Source organism: Streptomyces parvus (assembly GCF_014648875.1).
Lineage (GTDB): Bacteria > Actinomycetota > Actinomycetes > Streptomycetales > Streptomycetaceae > Streptomyces > Streptomyces parvus.
The window spans coordinates 153580-173496 of record NZ_BMRY01000014.1; the positions used below are offsets into that span (position 1 = coordinate 153580).

The 19917-nt window shown below is 70.4% G+C and carries 14 protein-coding genes; 9 read left to right on the top strand and 5 right to left on the bottom strand.

Annotated elements, in window-relative coordinates; genetic code table 11:
- Nucleotides 1-68: 68 nt before the first annotated feature.
- The 4 genes from IE140_RS32125 to eccE form a co-directional block, all read right to left on the bottom strand.
- Complete coding sequence (locus tag IE140_RS32125) at nt 69-3215, bottom strand: SCO5717 family growth-regulating ATPase (RefSeq protein WP_189460934.1); 3147 nt, start codon at nt 3213-3215, stop codon at nt 69-71.
- 363 nt (nt 3216-3578) lie between these two features.
- Nucleotides 3579-3812, bottom strand: a complete 234-nt coding sequence (locus IE140_RS32130) for a DUF397 domain-containing protein (RefSeq protein ID WP_010061864.1) — start codon at nt 3810-3812, stop codon at nt 3579-3581.
- A gap of 140 nt (nt 3813-3952) precedes the next feature.
- On the bottom strand, nt 3953-4663 hold the full coding sequence (locus IE140_RS32135; protein WP_032770050.1) for a hypothetical protein: 711 nt from the start codon (nt 4661-4663) through the stop codon (nt 3953-3955).
- Nucleotides 4660-6021, bottom strand: coding sequence for a type VII secretion protein EccE (eccE, locus tag IE140_RS32140; protein ID WP_150195922.1), 1362 nt, complete (start codon nt 6019-6021; stop codon nt 4660-4662). Before eccE ends, IE140_RS32135 begins: the two co-directional genes overlap by 4 nt.
- A gap of 195 nt (nt 6022-6216) precedes the next feature.
- Between eccE and eccB the strand changes: the two genes are divergently transcribed.
- From eccB to IE140_RS32175, 7 genes are all read left to right on the top strand, one after another.
- The gene (eccB, locus tag IE140_RS32145) at nt 6217-7749 is read left to right on the top strand and encodes a type VII secretion protein EccB (protein WP_150195920.1); all 1533 of its coding nucleotides are present in this window, start codon (nt 6217-6219) and stop codon (nt 7747-7749) included.
- Nucleotides 7750-7751: 2 nt separating this feature from the next.
- On the top strand, nt 7752-9029 hold the full coding sequence (gene mycP, locus IE140_RS32150) for a type VII secretion-associated serine protease mycosin (RefSeq protein WP_150195918.1): 1278 nt from the start codon (nt 7752-7754) through the stop codon (nt 9027-9029).
- Between the two features lie 169 nt (nt 9030-9198).
- The gene (locus IE140_RS32155) at nt 9199-9654 is read left to right on the top strand and encodes a DUF2563 family protein (RefSeq protein WP_150195916.1); all 456 of its coding nucleotides are present in this window, start codon (nt 9199-9201) and stop codon (nt 9652-9654) included.
- Nucleotides 9651-11315, top strand: a complete 1665-nt coding sequence (locus IE140_RS32160; RefSeq protein WP_150195914.1) for a hypothetical protein — start codon at nt 9651-9653, stop codon at nt 11313-11315. Before IE140_RS32155 ends, IE140_RS32160 begins: the two co-directional genes overlap by 4 nt.
- A 28-nt stretch (nt 11316-11343) precedes the next feature.
- Nucleotides 11344-12585, top strand: a complete 1242-nt coding sequence (locus tag IE140_RS32165) for a S8 family serine peptidase (protein ID WP_150195912.1) — start codon at nt 11344-11346, stop codon at nt 12583-12585.
- 72 nt (nt 12586-12657) lie between these two features.
- Nucleotides 12658-13011: a WXG100 family type VII secretion target gene (locus IE140_RS32170; protein ID WP_150195910.1), complete on the top strand. Its 354-nt coding sequence runs from the start codon at nt 12658-12660 to the stop codon at nt 13009-13011.
- 36 nt (nt 13012-13047) lie between these two features.
- The gene (locus IE140_RS32175) at nt 13048-13344 is read left to right on the top strand and encodes a WXG100 family type VII secretion target (RefSeq protein ID WP_150195908.1); all 297 of its coding nucleotides are present in this window, start codon (nt 13048-13050) and stop codon (nt 13342-13344) included.
- Nucleotides 13345-13524: 180 nt separating this feature from the next.
- On the opposite strand, the gene eccCa is transcribed toward IE140_RS32175, so the two are convergent.
- The gene (gene eccCa, locus IE140_RS32180; protein WP_150195906.1) at nt 13525-17499 is read right to left on the bottom strand and encodes a type VII secretion protein EccCa; all 3975 of its coding nucleotides are present in this window, start codon (nt 17497-17499) and stop codon (nt 13525-13527) included.
- Nucleotides 17500-17876: 377 nt separating this feature from the next.
- Here eccCa and eccD point away from each other — a divergent pair, with 377 nt between their 5' ends.
- Nucleotides 17877-19379 carry a type VII secretion integral membrane protein EccD gene (gene eccD / locus IE140_RS32185; RefSeq protein ID WP_150195924.1) on the top strand — a complete coding sequence of 501 codons (1503 nt, stop codon included), beginning with the start codon at nt 17877-17879 and terminating at the stop codon, nt 19377-19379.
- A gap of 208 nt (nt 19380-19587) precedes the next feature.
- On the top strand, nt 19588-19878 hold the full coding sequence (gene rpsO / locus IE140_RS32190) for a 30S ribosomal protein S15 (protein WP_006127995.1): 291 nt from the start codon (nt 19588-19590) through the stop codon (nt 19876-19878).
- The last annotated feature ends 39 nt before the right edge of the window (nt 19879-19917 follow it).

Consider the following 19917-nt stretch of genomic DNA (forward strand, 5'->3'; position numbering starts at 1 on the left):
CCGCGTGAGCGATGCGAGCCCTCATTGGTCTAAACCACTTCGGCCGTTTCGGCGGCCCTGCCGCAGGCCTACTGCTGCGGCGCCGGCGGCGGCTGCGGAGGCGTCTGCTGCCACCCGGCCGGAGGGACGGGACCCTGCAGATCGGGCTGGCCTGCCGGGTTGGCCGGTCCGCCCTGCTGCTCCGGCTGCCCCTGCTGCGGCACACCGGCACCGGGTGTACCGGGCCCGGCCTGCGGGGGAGGCGACTGCTGCCACCCGTTCTGAGGTCCGCCCGGCGCCGCCTGAGGCGGGTAGGGGGCCTGGGGCACCCCCGGCTGACCGGCCGCCTGATATCCCCCGTACGGCGGCTGCCCACCGTAGGGCTGACCGCTGTAGGGCTGCGGCTGGCCCGGCTGGGGCTGCGGCTGGCCGGGGTGCTGAGGCTGCTGGCCCGGCTGGGGCCCTGCGGCGTAGGGCTGGCCGGGGCCGGGCTGCTGCGGCATGTACGGCTGCTGACCGGGCATCGGCTGCCCTGGGATCTGCTGTCCGGCTCCGGGCTGGCCGGGGATCTGCTGGCCGGGGATCGGCTGTCCTGCCGCGGGCTGTCCGGGCTGGCCGGGGCCGCCCGGCTGGCCGGGCATCGGCTGGCCCTGGCCCGGGTAGCCCTGCTGGCCGGGCAGGGGCGGGGCGTACTGCGGCGGCGGGTTCTGGCCGTCCGCGGTCCACAGTCCCTGCTGCTGCTGGGCGCGGGCGAAGTCCTCGGCCACCAGGGCCGAGAGGTGGAAGTACGCCTCACGGGTCTTGGGCCGCATCATGTCCAGGTCGACCTCGGCGCCCGCTGCCAGGTGCTCGTCGAACGGCACGACGACGACGCCGCGGCAGCGCGTCTCGAAGTGCTGCACGATGTCGTCCACCTTGATCATCTTGCCGGTCTCGCGGACACCGGAGATGACGGTGAGCGAACGCTGCACCAGGTCCGCGTACCCGTGCGCCGAGAGCCAGTCCAGCGTCGTGGAGGCGCTGGAGGCGCCGTCGACCGAGGGGGTCGAGATGATGATCAGCTGGTCGGCGAGGTCGAGGACCCCGCGCATCGCGCTGTAGAGCAGCCCGGTGCCCGAGTCGGTGAGGATGATCGGGTACTGCTTCCCGAGCACCTCGATCGCGCGCCGGTAGTCCTCGTCGTTGAACGTCGTCGAGACGGCCGGGTCCACGTCGTTGGCGATGATCTCCAGACCGGAGGGCGCCTGCGAGGTGAACCGGCGGATGTCCATGTACGAGTTGAGGTACGGGATCGCCTGGACCAGGTCGCGGATGGTCGCCCCGGTCTCGCGGCGGACGCGGCGGCCCAGCGTGCCGGCGTCCGGGTTGGCGTCGATGGCGAGGATCTTGTCCTGCCGCTCGGTGGCCAGCGTCGAACCGAGGGCGGTGGTCGTGGTGGTCTTGCCCACGCCGCCCTTGAGGCTGATGACGGCGATGCGGTAGCAGGACAGCACCGGCGTGCGGATCAGGTCCAGCTTGCGCTGCCGCTCGGCCTCCTCCTTCTTGCCGCCCAGCTTGAACCGGGAGGCGGCGGAGGGGTTCCGGCTGCTCTTGGCCTTCTGCTTGCCCCGCACCAGCCGGTCGGAGGAGAGCTCGACGGCCGCGGTGTACCCGAGCGGGGCGCCCGGCACGGACCGCTCGCGCTGGTCGTGCGCGACCGGGGTGGGCCAGGCGCCGCCCGCACGCGGGTCGACGGGCTGCTGCTGATGCGGCTGGGGCTGGGCCTGTGCCGGGGGCTGGCCGTGAGCGGGGGGCTGGGGCTGGCCTTGGGCCTGGGGCTGTGCCTGGGGCTGTGCCTGGGGCTGTGCCTGGGCTTGGGGCTGCTGGCCGTACGCCTCCGGCTGCTGCGGGGCGACGGGCGCGGGGAGGTTCGGGGCGCCCTGGGCGGGGAAAGGCGCGGGGGGCTGCTGGCCCTGCTGCTGGCCGGGCTGACCCGGTTGGCTGGGCTGCGGGAAGCCGTAACCGCCCTGCGGCGGGAAGCCGTAACCGCCCGCGCCCTGGGGGGCCTGGGGGTGGGCCTGCGGGGGCAGCGGTGCGCCCGGGGCCTGACCGGGGAACGGCTGCTGGTGTGCCGGCTGGGGTGCCTGCGGCGGCTGGGCCGCCGGGCCCGGCTGCGGGAAGCCGTAGCCCCCGGGCGGCTGGTTCGCCGGGGCGGCACCGGGCCACTGCGCCGCGGGCTGCGGTGCGGAGGGCGCCGGAGCGGCGGGCTGGAACGCGGGCGGCAGGGGCGGCAGCGCGCCGCCCTGCGCGGGCGGCGACCACGGCACCGGTGCTGCGGCGGCCTGCGGGGCGTCGGGGGCGGGCGGTGGCGCGTCCTGGGGCGGCGCGTCCTGAGGCGCGGCATCCTGCGGTACGACGTCCTGCGGGTCCGCGTCCGTAACGGCGGCGTCGGGGCCGGCGGGCGCACCGTCGGCGCCCGGAGTTTCGTTGGTGCCGGTCGCGTCGTGGACTTCCGCGCCTGCGGAGCCCGCGTCCGAGGCGGGAGAGGCCGACGGCTCGGAGGACGTACCGGACGGGGACATACCGGACGAGGGCGTACCGGACGGGGACGTACCGGACGAGGGCGTACCGGACAGGGAGGCGGCCTCGGAGTCCGTACCGGACGAGGCCGGGGCGTTGCCCTCTGCAGCCTTCTCGTCCTTCTCGTCGCTCTGCGCCCCGGCCGTGGACGCCGCCGCGGCCTCCGCCTCGCGCTCCGCGATCTCCCGCTTCAGCGCGGCGGGCGAGAACCGCATCGTCGCGCCGCTCTCCACATCGCCACCGCCGAACGGACCGGCATCCGCGCTCTCCGCGGTCGGAGCGACGGGGGCGACCGGAGCCGGAGCGGCCGGAGCCTGCGCCTGCGGCGTCTCCGGAGCGGCGGGCGCGGCCGGGGCCTCCTCGGCCGAGGGGACAACCGGCTCGGCGGGCGCCGACGGAGGGGTGGGCGCCGGTGGTGCCGGCGCCCAGTTGGGCTCGAAGCCGCCGGGCGTCGCCGACAGGTCGGGCGAGGACACAGGTGCCCCGACCGGCGGCGGAGGGGGAGCCAGATGTGAGCCCGCTCCTCCCGACGAGTCCCCTGCCGCGTTCTGCGTGTACCAGGCGGGAGGGGTGTAGTCGATGGTGAACTCACCCGTCATCTCGGCGGGATCCGCGTCGGACGACTCGTCGACGGGCAGGTCCCATCCGCCGCGGATCTCGTCCCGATCGCCGTTCACTTTGCCTCCTGGTGTGGTCGAGCACCCTTGTGCCGTGGTGGGTGGGGGCGACCGTTCCCGATGTGCCGGTCCGCCCGGCTCTCCCCCTGTGCGACGCGCATCACCTGCTCGCAGGTTTCTTCTGCCGCGCCCCACCCACCCTAATCGCCATCCGGTGAACTCAGGCAGGGCGTAGGGCACGGCAAAACCCGCCCCACGGGCCCCGTGTCACGGCCCGGTGAACCAGGTGTGAGGGAAGGGCGGTCGCGAGGCGGGCATTTACGGCCATACACGCACAGGGGAGAAGGGGGGAAGGTCACTTCGGCGGCCGTCCACCACCCGCGCCCCGCGCCCCCGAGGCGACGAAAGCGCCCGACGCGGGACCTACGTGAGGTCGAACTCACCGTCGCGAGCGCCCAGGACGAACGCCGTCCACTCCGCCTCCGTGTACCGCAGGACGGTGTCCGGGTCCAGCGAGGAGCGCATGGCGACACCGCCGCCCGGCAGATGCGCGATCTCGACGCGCTCCTCGGCCTCCTCGGTACCCGGGGCACTGAGCCAGGTCACATCGGAGATGTCGAGAGCGTAGAGCTCGTCCTTTTCCTGCTGGGTGCCCATGACTGGCGTCCCTTCGATCGAGCGGATTCGGTGCGTGGTCCATGTTCCCCGGTGACAGGGGAGTCCCTGGGCCGAACGGGACAGGAGGACGGGAACGGCAGGAGAAGAACGGGAACGGCAGGAGGAGAACGGGGCGGGAATCAGTCCATCCGACGGGCTGTGCCCAGCAGTCCGGTCTCGGCGTCGGTCGGGTTCGTCATCACCCAATGGTGTTCCCGCCCCGCGACCCAGAGGGTGACCCCGTCCGCCAGCGTGGGCAGTGCCTCGTACTCGGCCCGCGCGAGCCCCAGGATCCGGCCGATCTGCTCGGCCTCGCCCGGGGAGACCCGCTGGACGCCCACCAGCGCCGAGGACCGCATCAACCGCGGTGCGACGGGGCTCAGATAGGGGAGCAGCGTCAGCACGGACTGCCACGGCGAGGACACCACCCGGCCACGCGGCGGCCGCATGCCGCAGTCCCGTACGACGACCACGGGGCTGCCCACGGTCGCGCCCGTCGGCGGAACGCGGCCCACGTCGTACAGGGACACGCACTCAAGACCGGCGCCCGCCGCCTGGGCGAGCGTCGTCCAGGCCTGGACGCGACCGGTCTCGACCGCCACCCGGGCGCCGGTGCCCGCCGCCCGCAGCGCCAGGACCTGCGCCGTCCACAGCCCGCCGATCAACGTGACGTCGTACGGCACCGGGCGATGGAACCCGATCAGCTGCGGCTTGTTGTTCGCGTCGTTGCCGATGATCACGCCGTCGTCGCCCACCGGCAGCGACAACGCGCCCAGATGGTCCGCGGGTACGGTGTGACCCGCGTGGCGGGGGCCGCGCAGCCCGCGCCGGGGCTCGGTCCGGTTGCTCACTGTGCGCCTCCCAGCGGGAGCGTGGCCAGGACACCCGGCAACTGCTCGCGGTCCAGCCGTACCAGACCCACCTTGGCGTGCCGGGCGGCCTGCTCCAACGTCCTTCTCACCCCGATGAGTTCGGTGTCCGAACCGCCGGTGACCCGCACATGGCCGGCCACGCTCGTCGAGCCCTGGCGCGCCCCGCGGCGCACCGTCAGGCTGAACGTCGTCGCGTACGCGGACACCGACGTCAGCAGCGCGACCAGTTGCGGCAGCGGCGTCGCGCCCCGCCCCAGCTCGGGCCAGCGGTCCACCGCGTACGTCGTGTGCCAGCGGTCGTCGCACCGCCAGACCCGCGACGTCTCCATGGTGCGCCGCTGCGGTGCGGCGTCCGGGCGGCCCGCCCGCCCCGACAGGATGGGATTGGCACACGCCGAGGTGGCCACCGCGGAGTTCAGCTCGTCCTGGTCCAGCACCGCGGCCTGGAAACCGGCGCCCGTGATCCGGCTCGCGACATGGTCGGCGACCCGCACCAGGCAGCGCTGCGCCCCCTCGACACCGCCGCCGCGCGCCTCGATGGCCTCACGGCACAGCTCCGGATCCAGTTTCACCGCAACCCAGGTCATCCGCAGGGCGGGCGCACCGGTCTGGTCCTGCAGCGGCGCGTACGAGAGCCGGGCCACCGACTGCTGCGGCAGATGAGGGGCCGGCGCACACCGCACCTGCTGCACCAACTGCGCCGACTCCACCACGATGTCGTCCACCGTGAGGGCGTCGCCCAGCAGCGACAACGGGAGCGACCGGGCGCCGAACGCGGGCCGCAGCGACTCGCCGCTCGCCTGCACCCGCACCACGGCGGTCAGGAACGTACCGTCGCCGAGCATCCCCACCGTCCGGTGGTTCCGGTCGACATAGACCTGCGGGGCGAAGCCGGGCACGTTCTCGGCGACCGGGGCCAGCATCGGCTCCGCGTCCGCGGACGACGTGGCGGCGGCCCGGCGCCGGGCCCGGAGCCCCATCGCGCTCGACACCCAGTCCTGGAGCGCGCGCCCCCGTCGGCGTACCACCGCGAGCGCGACCAGCAGACACAGCAGCACCAGCGAGGGGATCAGCCACGCACCGCCCAGCGCCGCACCCACGGCGGCGATCACGAGACCCACCTCGACGATCACGAGCTGACGCAGCACCGGGCGCACCCGGTCGGTCCGCGAGATCGACCGCAGGGTCGTCGCGGCGGGTGCGGTCTGCCCGGGGGAGGCGGAACGCGAGGACGGATCGGTGGCCGGTGCGGGCGGCTGGTTGCTGCGTTGCCTCCGGGAAGTCCCGGCGGCCCGACGGCCGGCCCGCCCGGTACGCTCGCGCGTAGCTGCACCCATCGCCGCGTTGCCCCCTCGTGTCCGTATTCACCGCTTTTTGCACGGGTGTTGATCGGGTCGTCACCCTACCTGAGCACGGGGAGCGGAACCCCAGCAGGCATAGTAGGGGCGCGGTACGGCAGCGGGGGCCGACGGTGCGTGTGGGACCCTGCTTCGGCCACTTTCGATCACCGGGGACGAAGGGTCAGCGGACACATGGCATCACGGCGGGACGAGCTCAACGCCTATACCTTTGCGAAGCGGAGGTTGATCGCACAGTTCCTGCAGCCCAACCCCACCGGTTCCGAGGAAGGCGCCCCCCGGCCGCTGCGCGCGGTGCTGCCCGGGGCCATCATCGCCGTCGTGGTTCTCGCCGTGTTCGGCGCCTGGGGCATGTTCAAGCCGGTGGCCCCCCAGAAGTGGGACACCCCCAAGGAACACGTCATCATCGCGAGCAAGTCCACGACCCGGTACGTGGTGTTGGAGACCGACGGCAAGCCGCAGCTGCACCCCGTGCTGAACATGGCCTCCGCCAAGCTCCTGCTGGCTCCGGACAAGGGCACCGTCGTCAACGTCAAGGAGTCCGTCCTGGACAACGGCAAGATCCCGCACGGCGCCACCCTCGGCATCCCGTACGCCCCCGACCGGCTGCCCGACTCCAAGGAAGCGGGCGCCGCCAAGCGCTGGGCGGTCTGCGAACGCCCCGGGGAGGGCGGTCGGGCAATCCAGAAGGCGACCTTCATCTTCGCCGAGCGGGAAGAGAAGAAGACCGAGGGGAAGAACGCCCTGCGGGGCGGCGAGCTGATGTACGTCGAGGGCCCGGACCGGAACCGCTACATCGTCGACGCCTCGGGCAAGGCCTACCCCGTCCAGAAGGACGAACTGCTCCTGCGCACCCTGGTCGACCAGAACTCCAAGCCCCAGCGGGTCTCGGCCGCCTGGCTGGCCACGCTCCACACCGGCGACCCGATCACCTTCCCGACCGTGGACGGCACCCCCGGCACCCCTGCCGGAGCCCCCGGCACCCTGGACGAGCAGACGAACCGCGTCGGCATGGTCCTGGCCGCGACGGCGGGAACCAAGACCCAGAGTTACGTCGTCCTGCCGGGCAGGGTCGCCCCGGTCTCGGACTTCACGGCCAAGCTCCTGCTCAGCAGTCGGCAGCTGGTGGACCTCAAGCAGGCGGGCACCGCGAAGCCGGTGAGCGCCGCCGAGCTCGAACCGGGCGCCCCCTTCGGCCAGGAGAGGGACTGGCCGGTCGACAGGCCCGAGGCCGTCAACTCCCCCGACGTCAAGAAGGGCAGCCGGAACACCGTGTGCAACGTTCTGCGAGGCGTTGACGCCGACAGCGGTGCCACAACTCTGAGCACCTGGGCGGGTACGAGCTTTCCCGCGACGCTCCCCACCGGCTCCAGCAGCGCCTACGTCACGCCTGGATCGGGTGAGTTCTTCCGCCAGTTCAAGGGGTCCGCCACCAGCGCCGGCCCGCTCTTCCTGGTCACCGACACCGGCCTGCGCTACGCGATGCAGTCCAACAGCGACAGCGGCAGCGGCCAGGACGACTCCGGCATCGGTGAATCCGGCAGCAAGGAGGAACGGGAGGCCCAGCAGCAGGAGGCGCAGCAGGCGCAGAACCGCCTCGGTTACAAGGACGTCGATCCCAACCCCGTACCGGCGACCTGGTCCGCACTCCTGCCGACCGGCCCCCGGCTCTCCACCGGCGCGGCCCGTCAGCCGCAGGGCTCATGACGATGGCAGACATCTCTACCGTCGGCCTTTCTGCCGGCCTTGCCCTCGGCCGGACGACCCGCCGCCTCCTGACGGCCACGGCCGCAACGGCTGTCCTCCTGATCACCCTGCCGGTGACCCCCGCGGCGGCGGAGGACTCGACGCAGTGCACGTTCCCGTCCAAGAAGTACCCGGGCCGTCCGTGGGCGTTGCAGCGCGTCCTGCTGGACGAGCTGTGGAAGCAGTCCACCGGAAAGGGCGTCCGGGTCGCGGTCATCGACACCGGCGTCGACATCAGGAACGAGCAGCTCAGGTCGGCGGTCGACGTCAAGGCGGGGCGCAACTACCTCCCGAAGGGCCTCAAGACCGAAGACGGCACGAAGATCGAGCGCGGCAAGGAAAACGGCACCACGGACACCGTGGGCCACGGCACGAAGGTCGCCGGCATCATCGCCGCCCGCGAGGCGAAGGGCACCGGTTTCAGCGGCCTCGCCCCCGACGCGACGATCATCCCTATCCAGCAGAACGACGCCGAGGGCCACGGCAACACGGCGACCCTCGCCAGGGCGATCACCTACGCCGCCACCGAGGCGAAGGCCGACATCATCAACATCTCCCAGGACACGGCCGACGCCGTGAAACCCTCCACGGAGCTGAAACGGGCCGTAGATAGCGCCCTTGCCCAGAACGTCGTGGTCGTCGCCTCGGCAGGCAACGACGGACTCGGCGGAAACGTCAAGGAGACCTACCCGGCCTCCTTCAAGGGCGTCCTGGCTGTCGCCTCCTCCGACCGCAACAACGAACGAGCGCCCTTCTCCCAGTCCGGAGACTTCGTCGGCATCGCCGCCCCCGGGGTGGACATGATCTCCACGGTCCCCGGCGGCGGACACTGCTCCGACAACGGAACCAGCTTCTCCGCCCCGTATGTCGCCGGGGTCGCCGCCCTGATCAGGGCGAAGCACCCCGACTGGACGCAGGCGCAGATCGTCGCGCAGATCCAGCAGACGGCGGAACGCTCCATCGCCGGCCACGACAGCGCTGTCGGCTGGGGCGTCGTCGACCCGGTACGCGCCCTCACCGAGGACGACAAGCCGATCGACCGCCCGATCGCGAGCGAGGGCATGAGCAAGGGCAAAGCCCCGACCCCCGCCGAACTCCACCTGGGCGAAACGGCCGACGAGCGGAACGCCCGCCTGGCGACGTACGTCATGGTCGGCGGCGGCGTCCTGGTCGCGGCCATCGCCGGCACGGCCGTGGCGGTGCGGGACAGGCGGCGACGCATGGAACAGGCGGCCGGGTGAGGCGGAGCGGAGAAACGGTGAAGGTTCGTCATGAGACCTGTCATGAGACAAGTCACGTGGCCACCAAGTCGATTGGCGCTGTCGTAGGCAGTGACTAGAGTTGTCACGATGAGATCGGATCGGACCGTGTCAGTGCGATAGCAACGCGGAACGAGCCGAGCAAACGGGGATGCAGAACGGGGAGGTCGGCGCTGTGGCCGAAGACGGTACGGGTGATCTCAAGCGCGGGGTGGGCGCGCTGGAGAAGTTCAAGAAGAGCGTGGACGCCCTGCTGGCGGACTTCGAGGGCTCGGCGGCCAGCAAGTCGAAGGTCGCCGACCAGAAGATCACGCGGGCCTCACTGAGCGGCCAGAACGCCTGCTTCGCGGAGGCGGACGGCCTGTACACCCAGTACAACCGGGTCCACACCTCCCTTGTCTCGCTCTCCAAGTCCCTGGGTGACCAGATCGAGTATCTGAGCTTGGGGGTGCATGCGGCGGCGGTGGGTTTCGACAATGTCGAGGACGACGTGAGGCGGCGCTTCCACGCGATCCAGGCTCGTTTGTACGAAGAGAACGAGAAGCACGCCAAGGCTGAACCGACCAACAAGGACAAGCAGGTCGACGCCGGGTGGGGAGCGGAATGAGCGACGAGAAGCCAGAGAACCTGACGCCTGCCGAGCAGCGGGTGCAGGACCAGGCGCAGGTCAAGATTCAGATGGCGCAGACGGACATCTCCGAGGCCGTCCGCAAGATGCCCTTCGGTAGCGCGCCCGTCGGCCGTACCTCCTTCGAGGGATTCCAGCTCAACTCCATGATCGACCTGGTGGAGAACACCAAGCCGGAAGACCTGGAGAACGCGGGCAAGTCGCTCTGGGACGCCAGGGACGCCATCAAGAAGGCGGCTCAGGAGCTGGAAGACAACATGAAGGGGGTCGACTGGCACGGCGAGTCCGGCACGGCCTTCCGCGCCTTCGGCAAGGGCTTGGTCGCCCACGCCCGGAAGCTCGGCGACTTCGCGGACGTGGCCGGCACGCAAATCACGGTCGCGGGCACCGGTCTGGCCTCCGTACGCAGCGCCATGCCGCCCCGCGATAGCCGTCAGGTACGCAAGAGCCCGGACGACATCGAAATGCCGGGCCGGGTCGCGGACAACCCGGAGTACCAGGCCGCCCTCAAGGTGGAGAAGGACCGCCAGGAGGCCATCAACCAGGTCAACCGGCTCGCGTCGTACTACTCGGTCTCGGGGGAGCGGCTGGAGGGGGAGGAACCACCGCGGTTCGATAAGCAGCTGGGTATCACCATGCCACCGCCGGTGGGAGGGGTTGGGCTGCCAGGAGCTAGCGAGGGTTCGTCTCGCGACGGATCCGTCGCGGGTAGTGGCACAGGGGAAGGCCAGTCGGTGCGTGCTGCCGTCGGCGCACCGGAACCGACGAGTGCATCCGGTCGTCATCCCGTAGCGGACACTCTCGGGCCTGCGCCTGTGCTGGACAGGGGCACAGCTACGGAGATCAACACCGTCGCGCCTCCGCAAGCTCCGACGCCTATCACTGCGACGCCACCGCAACCGTCACCGACGCCCACGACGGGGCCGCCCGGAGCCCCGCCGACGTTCATGCCGCCCGGCCTTACCAACCCTGTGCAGGGCGGCATGCAGCGCTCGACGGGGCCTACGGGCATTCCGCGAACGGTCAATCAGGCCGGTCAGGGAATGGGCAAGGCCCAGCCCAGCGGGGTAGGTCCCGTTACCAAGGGGCAGGGCGGTCCCCCGGTCGGTCGTCCAGGCCAAATGGGGGGCGGAGGAACGTTCAACGGTCGTCCCCCGGTCGGACCGCAGTCTCAGGCCCCGACTGCGGGTCGATCCGGTGTGACGGGCGGTCGGCCCGCCGTCGGCCCCGGTGGTACGTCAACCGGCGCCGGTCCCCGTACCGGAGGCAGGAACGGCATCGTCGGTGGAACCCCCCAGCAGACGCCGACTCAGGGCCGAGCCGCTGCCGGAGGTACCGGTCAGCGTGGAGTGATCGGGGGACGTGGAGCAGCTGGCGCTCCCTCTCGTCCTGGTGGGCGAGCCACTCCCGCTTCCGGCGCCAACGGAGTCGTTGGCGCACCCCGCAAGGCTGCGGGAGCCGGCTCGAACGCCAAGGGCTTCACAGCCGGTGGCGCGGGCCTCGTTCGGGGTCCCGCAGGCCGCCGGGACAAAGGCCGGGAAGACGAGGCCAACGGGTCGACCCGTCCCGACTACCTGACAGAAGACGAAGAGACGTGGAATGCCGGACGGCGCGGGGCCGTGCCGCCGGTGGTCGAGTAGCAGTCCCAGGGAAGGTTCGGAAGCCGGGATGACAGCAGGAATGAGCCGAGCTCGGAGGCGTGTGTGTGTGCTCGGCACGCTGGCTGTGGCCGCTTCGTGGAGTGTGGTGTTCGTCGGCGCGGCGCAGCCTGCCGCAGCCGACACACAATCGAAGCAGTGGTACCTCAGCGCGATGCAGACCGAGGACATGTGGAAGGTCACTACCGGCGAAGGCATCAAAGTCGCTGTCATCGACTCGGGTGTGAACTCGTCCACGCCGTCGCTGCAGGGACAAGTTCTCAAGGGGATCGACGCAACCTCGGCACCAGGCGACGAGACCGATGACTACGACGGTCACGGTACGACGATGGCTGAGCTAATCGCTGGGACAGGTAAGGGAGGAGGGCTGAAGGGCGTCGCCCCGGGAGCCAAGATTATTCCCTTGCGGATTGGCCTGGGCGATTTCCAGAAGAGGTATTCCATGGCGAGCGATGACGCAGCGCATGCCATTCGGGCTGCGGCCGACAGCGATGCACGGATCATCAACATGTCCTTCGCTGGGTACGGCGTTTCGCCTCAGCAGCAGGAAGCGATCAAGTATGCCGAGAGTAAGGGAAAGCTGCTCTTTGCTGGTGTAGGGAACGAAGGGCATCAGCAGAACAAGCGGGGGTATCCGGCCGCATACCCTGAGGTAGTAGGTGTTGCCTCAGCAGACCGCGCTGGGAAGGTCTCGTACTATTCGCAGCACGCGGGAACTGTAGATGTCGCGTCTCCTGGTAGTGACGTTCCAGCGTGGTGTGACAACTCCTTCAAGAGCTATTGCGACGGCGACGGCGGCACCAGCGCCGCCACCGCCATCGCCTCCGCCTCCGCAGCCCTCGTCTGGTCCCTCCACCCGGATTGGACCGCCAACCAGGTCCTCAACGTTCTCTTCGACACTGCCGCCCGCGACTGGAAGGACGGCGAGCGCAGCGAATACCTCGGGCAGGGCCTGATCCGCCCCTCCATGAACGTCCTCAAGGGCAAGGGCGACCCCGGCGCCCCGGACATCAGCCCGCTCACCAAGGAGAAGACGACCGGCCCCGCCAAGTCGTCCGAGCCTTCCTCCTCCAAGTCCGGCTCGCCACAGCCCGCCAAGAATGGCGAGGTGGTCGACAAGGCCGTGGCGGTGAAGGAGTCCAACTCCTCCGACAACGGAAACCAGCTGGGCCTCATCCTCGGCGTGGCCGCAGCCGTGGCCGTGCTCGGTGGGGTCGCCTACGCCGTGGTCCGCAGGCGTAAGGCCGCCTGACCACACGTTCCGCATGTACCGGCCGGCGGCCCATGCCGGCCTTGCAGAACCAACCGAAAGGGAAAGAGAACCATGGCAGACCAGAAGGTCTCAGATGCCGCGCTCCTGAAGCTGGAGAACGACCTCACCATCAAGTTCAACTCGGTGCAGGGCCAGCTCAAGAGGCTCCACGCGACGATCGATGGCCTCGAAGGCAAGTGGAAGGGCATCGGCGCCAACCAGTTCAACATCACGCAGACTGAGGTCAACAACCGGATGCTGAGCCTGGCCAAGCAGCTCACCCGCTACCAGGAGGCCATCAAGGCCGCCCGTACGATCTCGGGCAACAACGAGGACGAGATCCGCGACGCCCTCCGGGGTGTGGACGTTGTCGCAGGTCACAACGATAGGGCGAAGGAAAACTCGTCCAGCCTGAACGACTTCTGACCCTCATCTCGTAACTCGAAAGCAGCGGAGGACCCCATGGGAAACAACGACGGTACGACGGTTGTCACTTACGCGAGCCTGGACCTCGCGGCCGCCGAGATCAAGAAGCAGGCCAAGCAGCTCGCCCAGGACCTCGATGAGATCAAGTCCATGATCGCGAAGGTTTCGGAGCTGTGGGAGGGTGAGGCGAAGCAGGCCTACATCACTGCTCAGCAGAAGTGGGACACGGACGCCAACGCCGTCCGCTCCAACCTCGACGACATCGCTCAGAAGGTTCTTGCGGCGTCGCCCACCTACCGCGCCGGTGACAAGCGCGCGGCGGCGAACTTCTGACCGAGTTCGCACAGCACAGCAGCACATCAGGGTGGACATGCGCGGGAGATGTCCACCCTGAACTGTTGCAGGACGCGGTGTGAGCCGTCGCTCACCAAACGGAGAAGGTGCGGAGCCCCAACGGCTCCGCACCTTCTCCGTTTTACGGTCCGGTCCCGGACGTATCCGGACCGGATCCTCCTACCGCTCCCCGTCCATCACCCCGGTCTGCACCAACGGGTTCCCCCGCCGTCGCGTCACGAAGATGCCCCGCCCCGGCGGCATCGGCCGCGGCCGCACGTTGCCCATGATGTCGCCCTCGCCCGGGTCACCCGACAGCATCAGACCCTGGGCGCCCAGCTCGATCATGCGCTGGAGGAAGGGTTCGTACAGGGCGCGGCTGGCCCCCGCCGAACTGCGGGCGATGATGAAGCGGACGCCCACGTCACGGGCGAACGGCAGCATCTCCGTGATCGCTGACAGCGGGTTGCCGCTCGACGTGGCGACCAGGTCGAAGTCGTCGATGACGACGTACACCGTGGGTCCCTGCCACCAGCTCTGGTCGCGCAGCTCCTGCGCCGTGACGTCGGCCGACGGCGTGCGGCGCTTCATCAGGTCGTACAGCGCCGTCATGTGATGTTCCATGTTGTTGGACATCGGGATGTACTCCGCCAGGTGCGAGCGCGGAGTCACGTCCAGCAGCGAACGCCGGTTGTCGATGACGAAGAGCTTGCAGGAGTCACCCTCGTACCGCTCGGTCAGCTGCTTGATGATCAACCGCAGCAGGTTGGACTTCCCGGATTCGCTCTCGCCGAACGCCAGGAAGAACGGGTCCTGTTCGAAGTTCAGGTACACCGGCTCCAGGTTGTTCTCGTCGATACCGAAGGCGATACCGCGCTCCGGAACCGCGTAGCCGGCCGGGAGCTCGCTCGCCGGGAGCTCCCGCGGCAGCAGACGTACCGCGGGTGCGGGCGCCGTCGTCCAGTGGCGGGTGACCTCCTGGTTCATCGCCGCGGTGGCCTCGGAGAGGTCGCTGTCGGAGTTGATGCCGTCGATCCGCGGCACCGCCGCCATGAAGTGCAGCCTCTCCGGCGTCAGACCGCGGCCCGGCACCCCGGCAGGCACGTTGGCAGCCACCTTGCGGTCCAGCTCGGAGTCCATCACGTCGCCGAGCCGCAGCTCCAGGCGGTTCATGAGCTGGTCCTTCAGGCTGGCCCGCACCTCCATGGAACGCGACGCCGTGATGATCAGGTGGATGCCGTAGCCCAGTCCGCGGGCGGCGATGTCCGTGACCGCGTCCTCCAGACCTTCGTAGTCCGCGCGGAAGTTGCCCCACCCGTCGATGACGAGGAAGACGTCGCCCCACGGCTGGTCCGTCACCGAGATGTCACCGCGCGCCCGCAGCCGGCGGAACGTGGCGATGGAGTCGATCCCGGCGCTGCGGAAGTACTCCTCGCGCCGCGCCATGATGCCGTACACCTCGGCGACCGTACGGCGAACCCGCTCGGGGTCGAGGCGGGACGCCACACCGCCGACGTGCGGCAGACCGGCGATGGACGACATACCGCCACCACCGAAGTCGAGCCCGTAGAACTGGACCTCCGCCGGCGTGTGCGTGAGCGCGAAACCGGCGATGATCGTCCGCAGCATCGTCGACTTCCCCGACTGCGGACCACCGGTGATCTGCATATGACCGGCCGCCCCGGAGAAGTCCCGGTAGAGGGTGTCGCGCCGCTGCTCGAACGGCTTGTCGATGACGCCGATCGGCGCGACCAGCCGACCCGCCCCCTCGAAACCGGGCTGCGTCAGCCCCCGGCCCTGCACCGGCGAGAGCCCCGGCAGCAGCTCGTCCAGCGACGGCGGATTGTCCAGCGGCGGCAGCCACACCTGGTGGGCGGAGGCCCCGCGGCCCTCCAGCCGGCGCACGATCACATCGAGCACCGTGTCCGCCAGCGCGTCGTCCTCCGCCGAGCGCTGATCCGGTACGCCCCCGGCCTGCGCCGCCGGCTGGACGTACCGCACCGGAACCGGGGCGGCCGTGAACGGAACCGGCCTGCGGTCCACCGGCAGCGGAGCACCCGGCGCCGCCGCCCGGTGCCCGCCCGAGCGGTACACCCCGGAGACGTACGCGGCCTTGAACCGCACCATCTCCTCCGTACCGAACTTGAGCAGCCCGGAACCGGGCACGTTCGGCAGGTGGTACGCGTCGGGCACCCCGATCGCGGCCCGCGACTCCGCCGCCGAGAACGTCCGCAGACCCACCCGGTACGACAGATACGTCTCCAGACCGCGCAGCCGGCCCTCCTCCAGCCGCTGCGACGCCAGCAGCAGATGCACGCCCAGCGATCGGCCGATACGCCCGATCTGGACGAACATCTCGATGAAGTCGGGCTTCGCGGTGAGGAGTTCGCTGAACTCGTCGATGACCAGCACGAGCGAGGGAATGGGCTGCAGCGGCGCACCGGCCGCCCGCGCCTTCTCGTAGTCGTGGATGTTGGCGTAGTTGCCCGCGTCGCGCAGCATCTCCTGCCGGCGGTTGAGCTCACCGCGGATGGAGTCACCCATGCGGTCGACCAGCGTCAGGTCGTCCGCGAGGTTGGTGATCACGGCCGCGACGTGCGGCATCTGCGCCATACCGGCGAAGGTCGCACCGCCCTTGAAGTCGGCGAGGACGAAGTTCAGCGTCTCCGAGGTGTGGGTGACGGCCAGGCCGAGCACCAGGGTGCGCAGCAGCTCGGACTTGCCGGAACCGGTGGCGCCCACGCACAGGCCGTGCGGGCCCATGCCCTCCTGCGCCGCCTCCTTCAGGTCCAGCATCACGGGCGAGCCGTCCTCGCCCACACCGATCGGCACCCGCAGCCGCTCCGCCTGCGACCGAGGCCGCCAGGTCCGGCTCACCTCGATCGACGCGGCGTCCCCCAGGTTCAGCAGATCGGTGAACTCCAGGTTGGCCAGCAGGGGTTCGTCGTCGTCCCCGCCCGTCGCCATGTGCAGCGGGGCCAGCTGCCGGGCGAGCGCCTCGGCCGCCTCGTAGCTCAACAGGTCCGGAACCCCGTCGTAGACCAGCCCCTGGCCCGACTCCAGCTGCAACGTCTTCGGCTGCACCACGATGGAGAGGCCCCCGCGGGCCCCCGTCACCTCACCCGGCACCACCTCGATGACCGTCACGCCCTGCAGGCCCTCCGCCGACGCCAGCACCGACATGGGCGCCACCGACTCACCGTCCAGGACCACGACGACATGCGGCTGCTCCACGAGCGGCTGCCCGCCGGGCTGGAAACGCGGCCTGCCCTCCAGCCGACCGGCCAGCAGGTCCTCCAGGTCCGGCAGGCTGGTGGTGATCAGCCGCCTGCTCCCGGCCCCGTCCGCGGGACCCGGAGCCTGCGCGTGCGGCAGCCACTTCGCCCACTCCCACTGCGGCGCCGCCTCCCTGCCCGTAGCGACCGCGATCACCAGGTCCTCGGGGGAGTGCAGGGAGGCCAGACCGCCGACCATCGCCCGTGCCGCGGAGCGCGCGGAGTCCGCGTGGCCGCTGATCGTCAGGTGGTAGAACGCCCGCAACGAGACGGCCATGGGCAGCCCGTCCAGCGTGGAGTGCGTCGCCAGGAACTGCTGCATCGCCCCGGCGGCCAGCGGCTCCAGCTCGTCCACGGGAGCCGTCTCGGGCGCGATGAGCGGCGTCGCCAGCTCCTGGCTGCCGAGACCGATGCGCACCTGCGCGAAGTCCGCGTCACCCGCGCGCCGCTCCCACACCCGGCTGCCCTCGGCGACGAGCGCCCACAGCTGCTCGGGAGAGGGATGGAGGTAGAACTGCGCGTCGCGCTGCTTGCGGGCCGTCTTCAGCACCGTACGCCGGGTCTGCGTCAGGTACTTCAGGTAGTCGCGGCGCATATCCGCGAGCTCGCCCTGGGTGCCCCGTCGGTACCGTACGAGCATCGCGATGGCCATACCGAGCGTGGAGGCGATCATGATCATGCCCATGATGCGCATGATCGGGTTCGGCGTCATGAAGAAGAAGACGACGGAACCACCCATGCCCAGCATCGGCAGGAGCTGCATCAGCGCCCCCTCCTGCTGGCCCCGGGGGAGTTCCGGCGGAGGTTGCAAGTGCACCTGCTCGACCGGCACTTCGGTGGGCAGGGCCCGCGGTGGGCGCTTGACGACGATCTGGCTCACAGCTCACCAATTCCCTTGCCGGACGGAAGTGTTCCTATCGGCGCCCCCGTGGCGACGGGCTCCATCCGCGGGAAGGATCCTACTGGCGTGGCGCCACTCCCATGGCGGTAGGGTGTCGCGACGCGTGTACGCATCCGCTAACTGTCGCGCGAAGGCGGTCATTCGGGACGAACGCGGAAGCCGAAGCGCGGAACGGAGCAGAGCGACGCAGGACAAACGCGTCACCGGCTCACAGAACAAGCGTGTCGCAGGCTCGCGGAACACATGCGTCGCACGCTCACGGAAAAAGCACAGAACAAGCGCGGTACAGCTCAGAACAAGCGCAGTACAGGCCAGCAGGCAGTACACGTCAGTAGTAGGGGGAGCACCAGGTGACCATGACGGCCCAAGCGGCAGCCACCGGATCCGGCCGGCCGAGTCACGGGACCCCGTCCGCCAGCAGCACCGGATTCTGCCGGGTCACGGTCGTCGCGCCCGACGGCCGGGTCGATGTGGCCCTGCCCGAGGACATCCCCGTCGCCGACCTGTATCCGGAGATCCTCCGGCTGTCCGGCCAGAGCCCCGCCCCCGGCGCACCGGTCGGCTACCACCTGGTCCGCCGTGACGGCACCGTTCTGGACAGCGCCCGTACGCTCGCCGGCCACCGCATCCTCGACGGCGAGCTGCTGTCGATGCGGCCCTTCTCCGAATCGCTGCCCCCCGCGGTCTTCGACGACGTCTCGGACGCCGTCGCCACCGCCGTGGCCAAGGACCGCACGCTCTGGGGCGACGCCCTCATGCGCGGCGCCGGCCTCTTCGGCGGCTCCGTCCTGCTGTCCCTGCTCGGCTTCGTCCTGTGGACGGCCGACCCGCGCCACGACATGAACGGCCTGCCCGGCATCCTGGCGGCCGTCGTCGCCCTGCTCCTCCTCGCCTTCGCCTGCGTACGCGCACGGATCTACGAGGACCGGGCCTCGTCGATCGCGCTCGGCATCGGCGCCCTGGTCAACGCGGCCGTCGCCGGCTCCGGCCTGCTGCCCCTGAGTGCCGGGCAGGGCATCGGACGGCTGCAGTTCCTGCTCGCCTGCGCGGCGGTGCTCGTCGTCGCGGTCATCCTGATGATCGTCGCGCCCGGCGGGGACGGCCCGTTCGTCGCGTTCGTCTCCGCGAGCGCCGTCGGCCTCCTGGTCACCTTCATCGCGATCATGACCGGCATGCGGCCGATCGAAGCCGCCGCCGTGTGCTCCCCGCTCGCCGTCGGGGCCCTCGCCTTCCTGCCGGGACTGTCCACCCGCTTCGCCCGGATCCCCATCGGATTCGAGCCGCCCCGCACCACCGTCGGCGACTACGGGACCTCCGAGCCCGCGTCCACCGGCCCGGTCGACGCCGTCCGTCTCGCCGCCCAGGCGCGGCGCGGCCACGAACTGCTCCTCGGCCTGGTCGGCGGCTGCGCCCTGGTCGCCGCGGCGGCCGCCGCCGTCCTCGGCTTCTCGGACAACGTCTGGGGCCAGCTGCTCGCCCTGGCCACCGGCGTCGCCATGCTGATGCGCGCCCACCTGTTCCGCTACACCGCCCAGGTCGGCTGCACGCTCGCCGCGGGCCTCGCCTCCCTGGTGCTCCTCGGCCTCGGCCTCTCCCTGAACCCGCCGGTCGCCATCGTGCGCGACGCGCTGCGGGGCGACGGGGCCGCACTCGACATCCGTACGGTGTGGCTCGCCGCGGCGGTCGCGGGCGTCGCCGTCCTGATCACCGCCATCGGCCTGATCGTGCCGAGCAAGGGCGTGACCCCGTTCTGGGGACGCTTCCTGGAGATCGCCGAGACGGTCGTCCTGCTGACGCTGCTCCCGCTCTGCCTCGCGGTCTTCGACGTCTACCACTCGATCCGGGCCCTCACCAGCTGATCACCGGGTCACGCCCCGCCGGTCAAGCTGATGACCGGCGGGGCGTGACCCGAACGGCTGGTAGTCTGTGCGGTGGCCGTTTGTGTACGCGCCCTCGGATCATCCTGGGGGCTGCGCTCATCGGACCTTCGCCTCCGAGTCACGGAAGCTCCCCTGAGACCAAGACCAGGGGCACTCGTGGGCGCTTCGAACATCAAGAGGAGTACGCGTGCCGCTCGACGCCGCTACGAAGAAGCAGATCATGGCCGAGTTCGCCCAGAAGGAGGGTGACACCGGATCCCCCGAGGTCCAGGTCGCCATGCTCTCCCGCCGGATCTCGGACCTGACCGAGCACCTCCGGACGCACAAGCACGACCACCACTCCCGTCGTGGTCTGCTGATCCTGGTCGGCCAGCGTCGCCGCCTCCTGCAGTACCTGGCCAAGAAGGACATCCAGCGCTTCCGTGCGCTCGTCGACCGCCTCGGCATCCGCCGTGGCGCGGCCGGCGGCGCCAAGTAAGGACGCTGTGGAGAGGGAGCGGTTCCCGCGTTTGAGGGG

Bases quoted from the DNA above. Each gene is read 5' to 3' on its own strand.
- IE140_RS32130 (WP_010061864.1), bottom strand. From the start codon at position 3,812: ATGGGCACCCAGCAGGAAAAGGACGAGCTCTACGCTCTCGACATCTCC.
- eccE (WP_150195922.1), bottom strand. From the start codon at position 6,021: ATGGGTGCAGCTACGCGCGAGCGTACCGGGCGGGCCGGCCGTCGGGCC.
- eccB (WP_150195920.1), top strand. From the start codon at position 6,217: ATGGCATCACGGCGGGACGAGCTCAACGCCTATACCTTTGCGAAGCGG.
- mycP (WP_150195918.1), top strand. From the start codon at position 7,752: ATGGCAGACATCTCTACCGTCGGCCTTTCTGCCGGCCTTGCCCTCGGC.
- IE140_RS32155 (WP_150195916.1), top strand. From the start codon at position 9,199: ATGCAGAACGGGGAGGTCGGCGCTGTGGCCGAAGACGGTACGGGTGAT.
- IE140_RS32160 (WP_150195914.1), top strand. From the start codon at position 9,651: ATGAGCGACGAGAAGCCAGAGAACCTGACGCCTGCCGAGCAGCGGGTG.
- IE140_RS32165 (WP_150195912.1), top strand. From the start codon at position 11,344: ATGACAGCAGGAATGAGCCGAGCTCGGAGGCGTGTGTGTGTGCTCGGC.
- IE140_RS32170 (WP_150195910.1), top strand. From the start codon at position 12,658: ATGGCAGACCAGAAGGTCTCAGATGCCGCGCTCCTGAAGCTGGAGAAC.
- IE140_RS32175 (WP_150195908.1), top strand. From the start codon at position 13,048: ATGGGAAACAACGACGGTACGACGGTTGTCACTTACGCGAGCCTGGAC.
- eccD (WP_150195924.1), top strand. From the start codon at position 17,877: ATGACGGCCCAAGCGGCAGCCACCGGATCCGGCCGGCCGAGTCACGGG.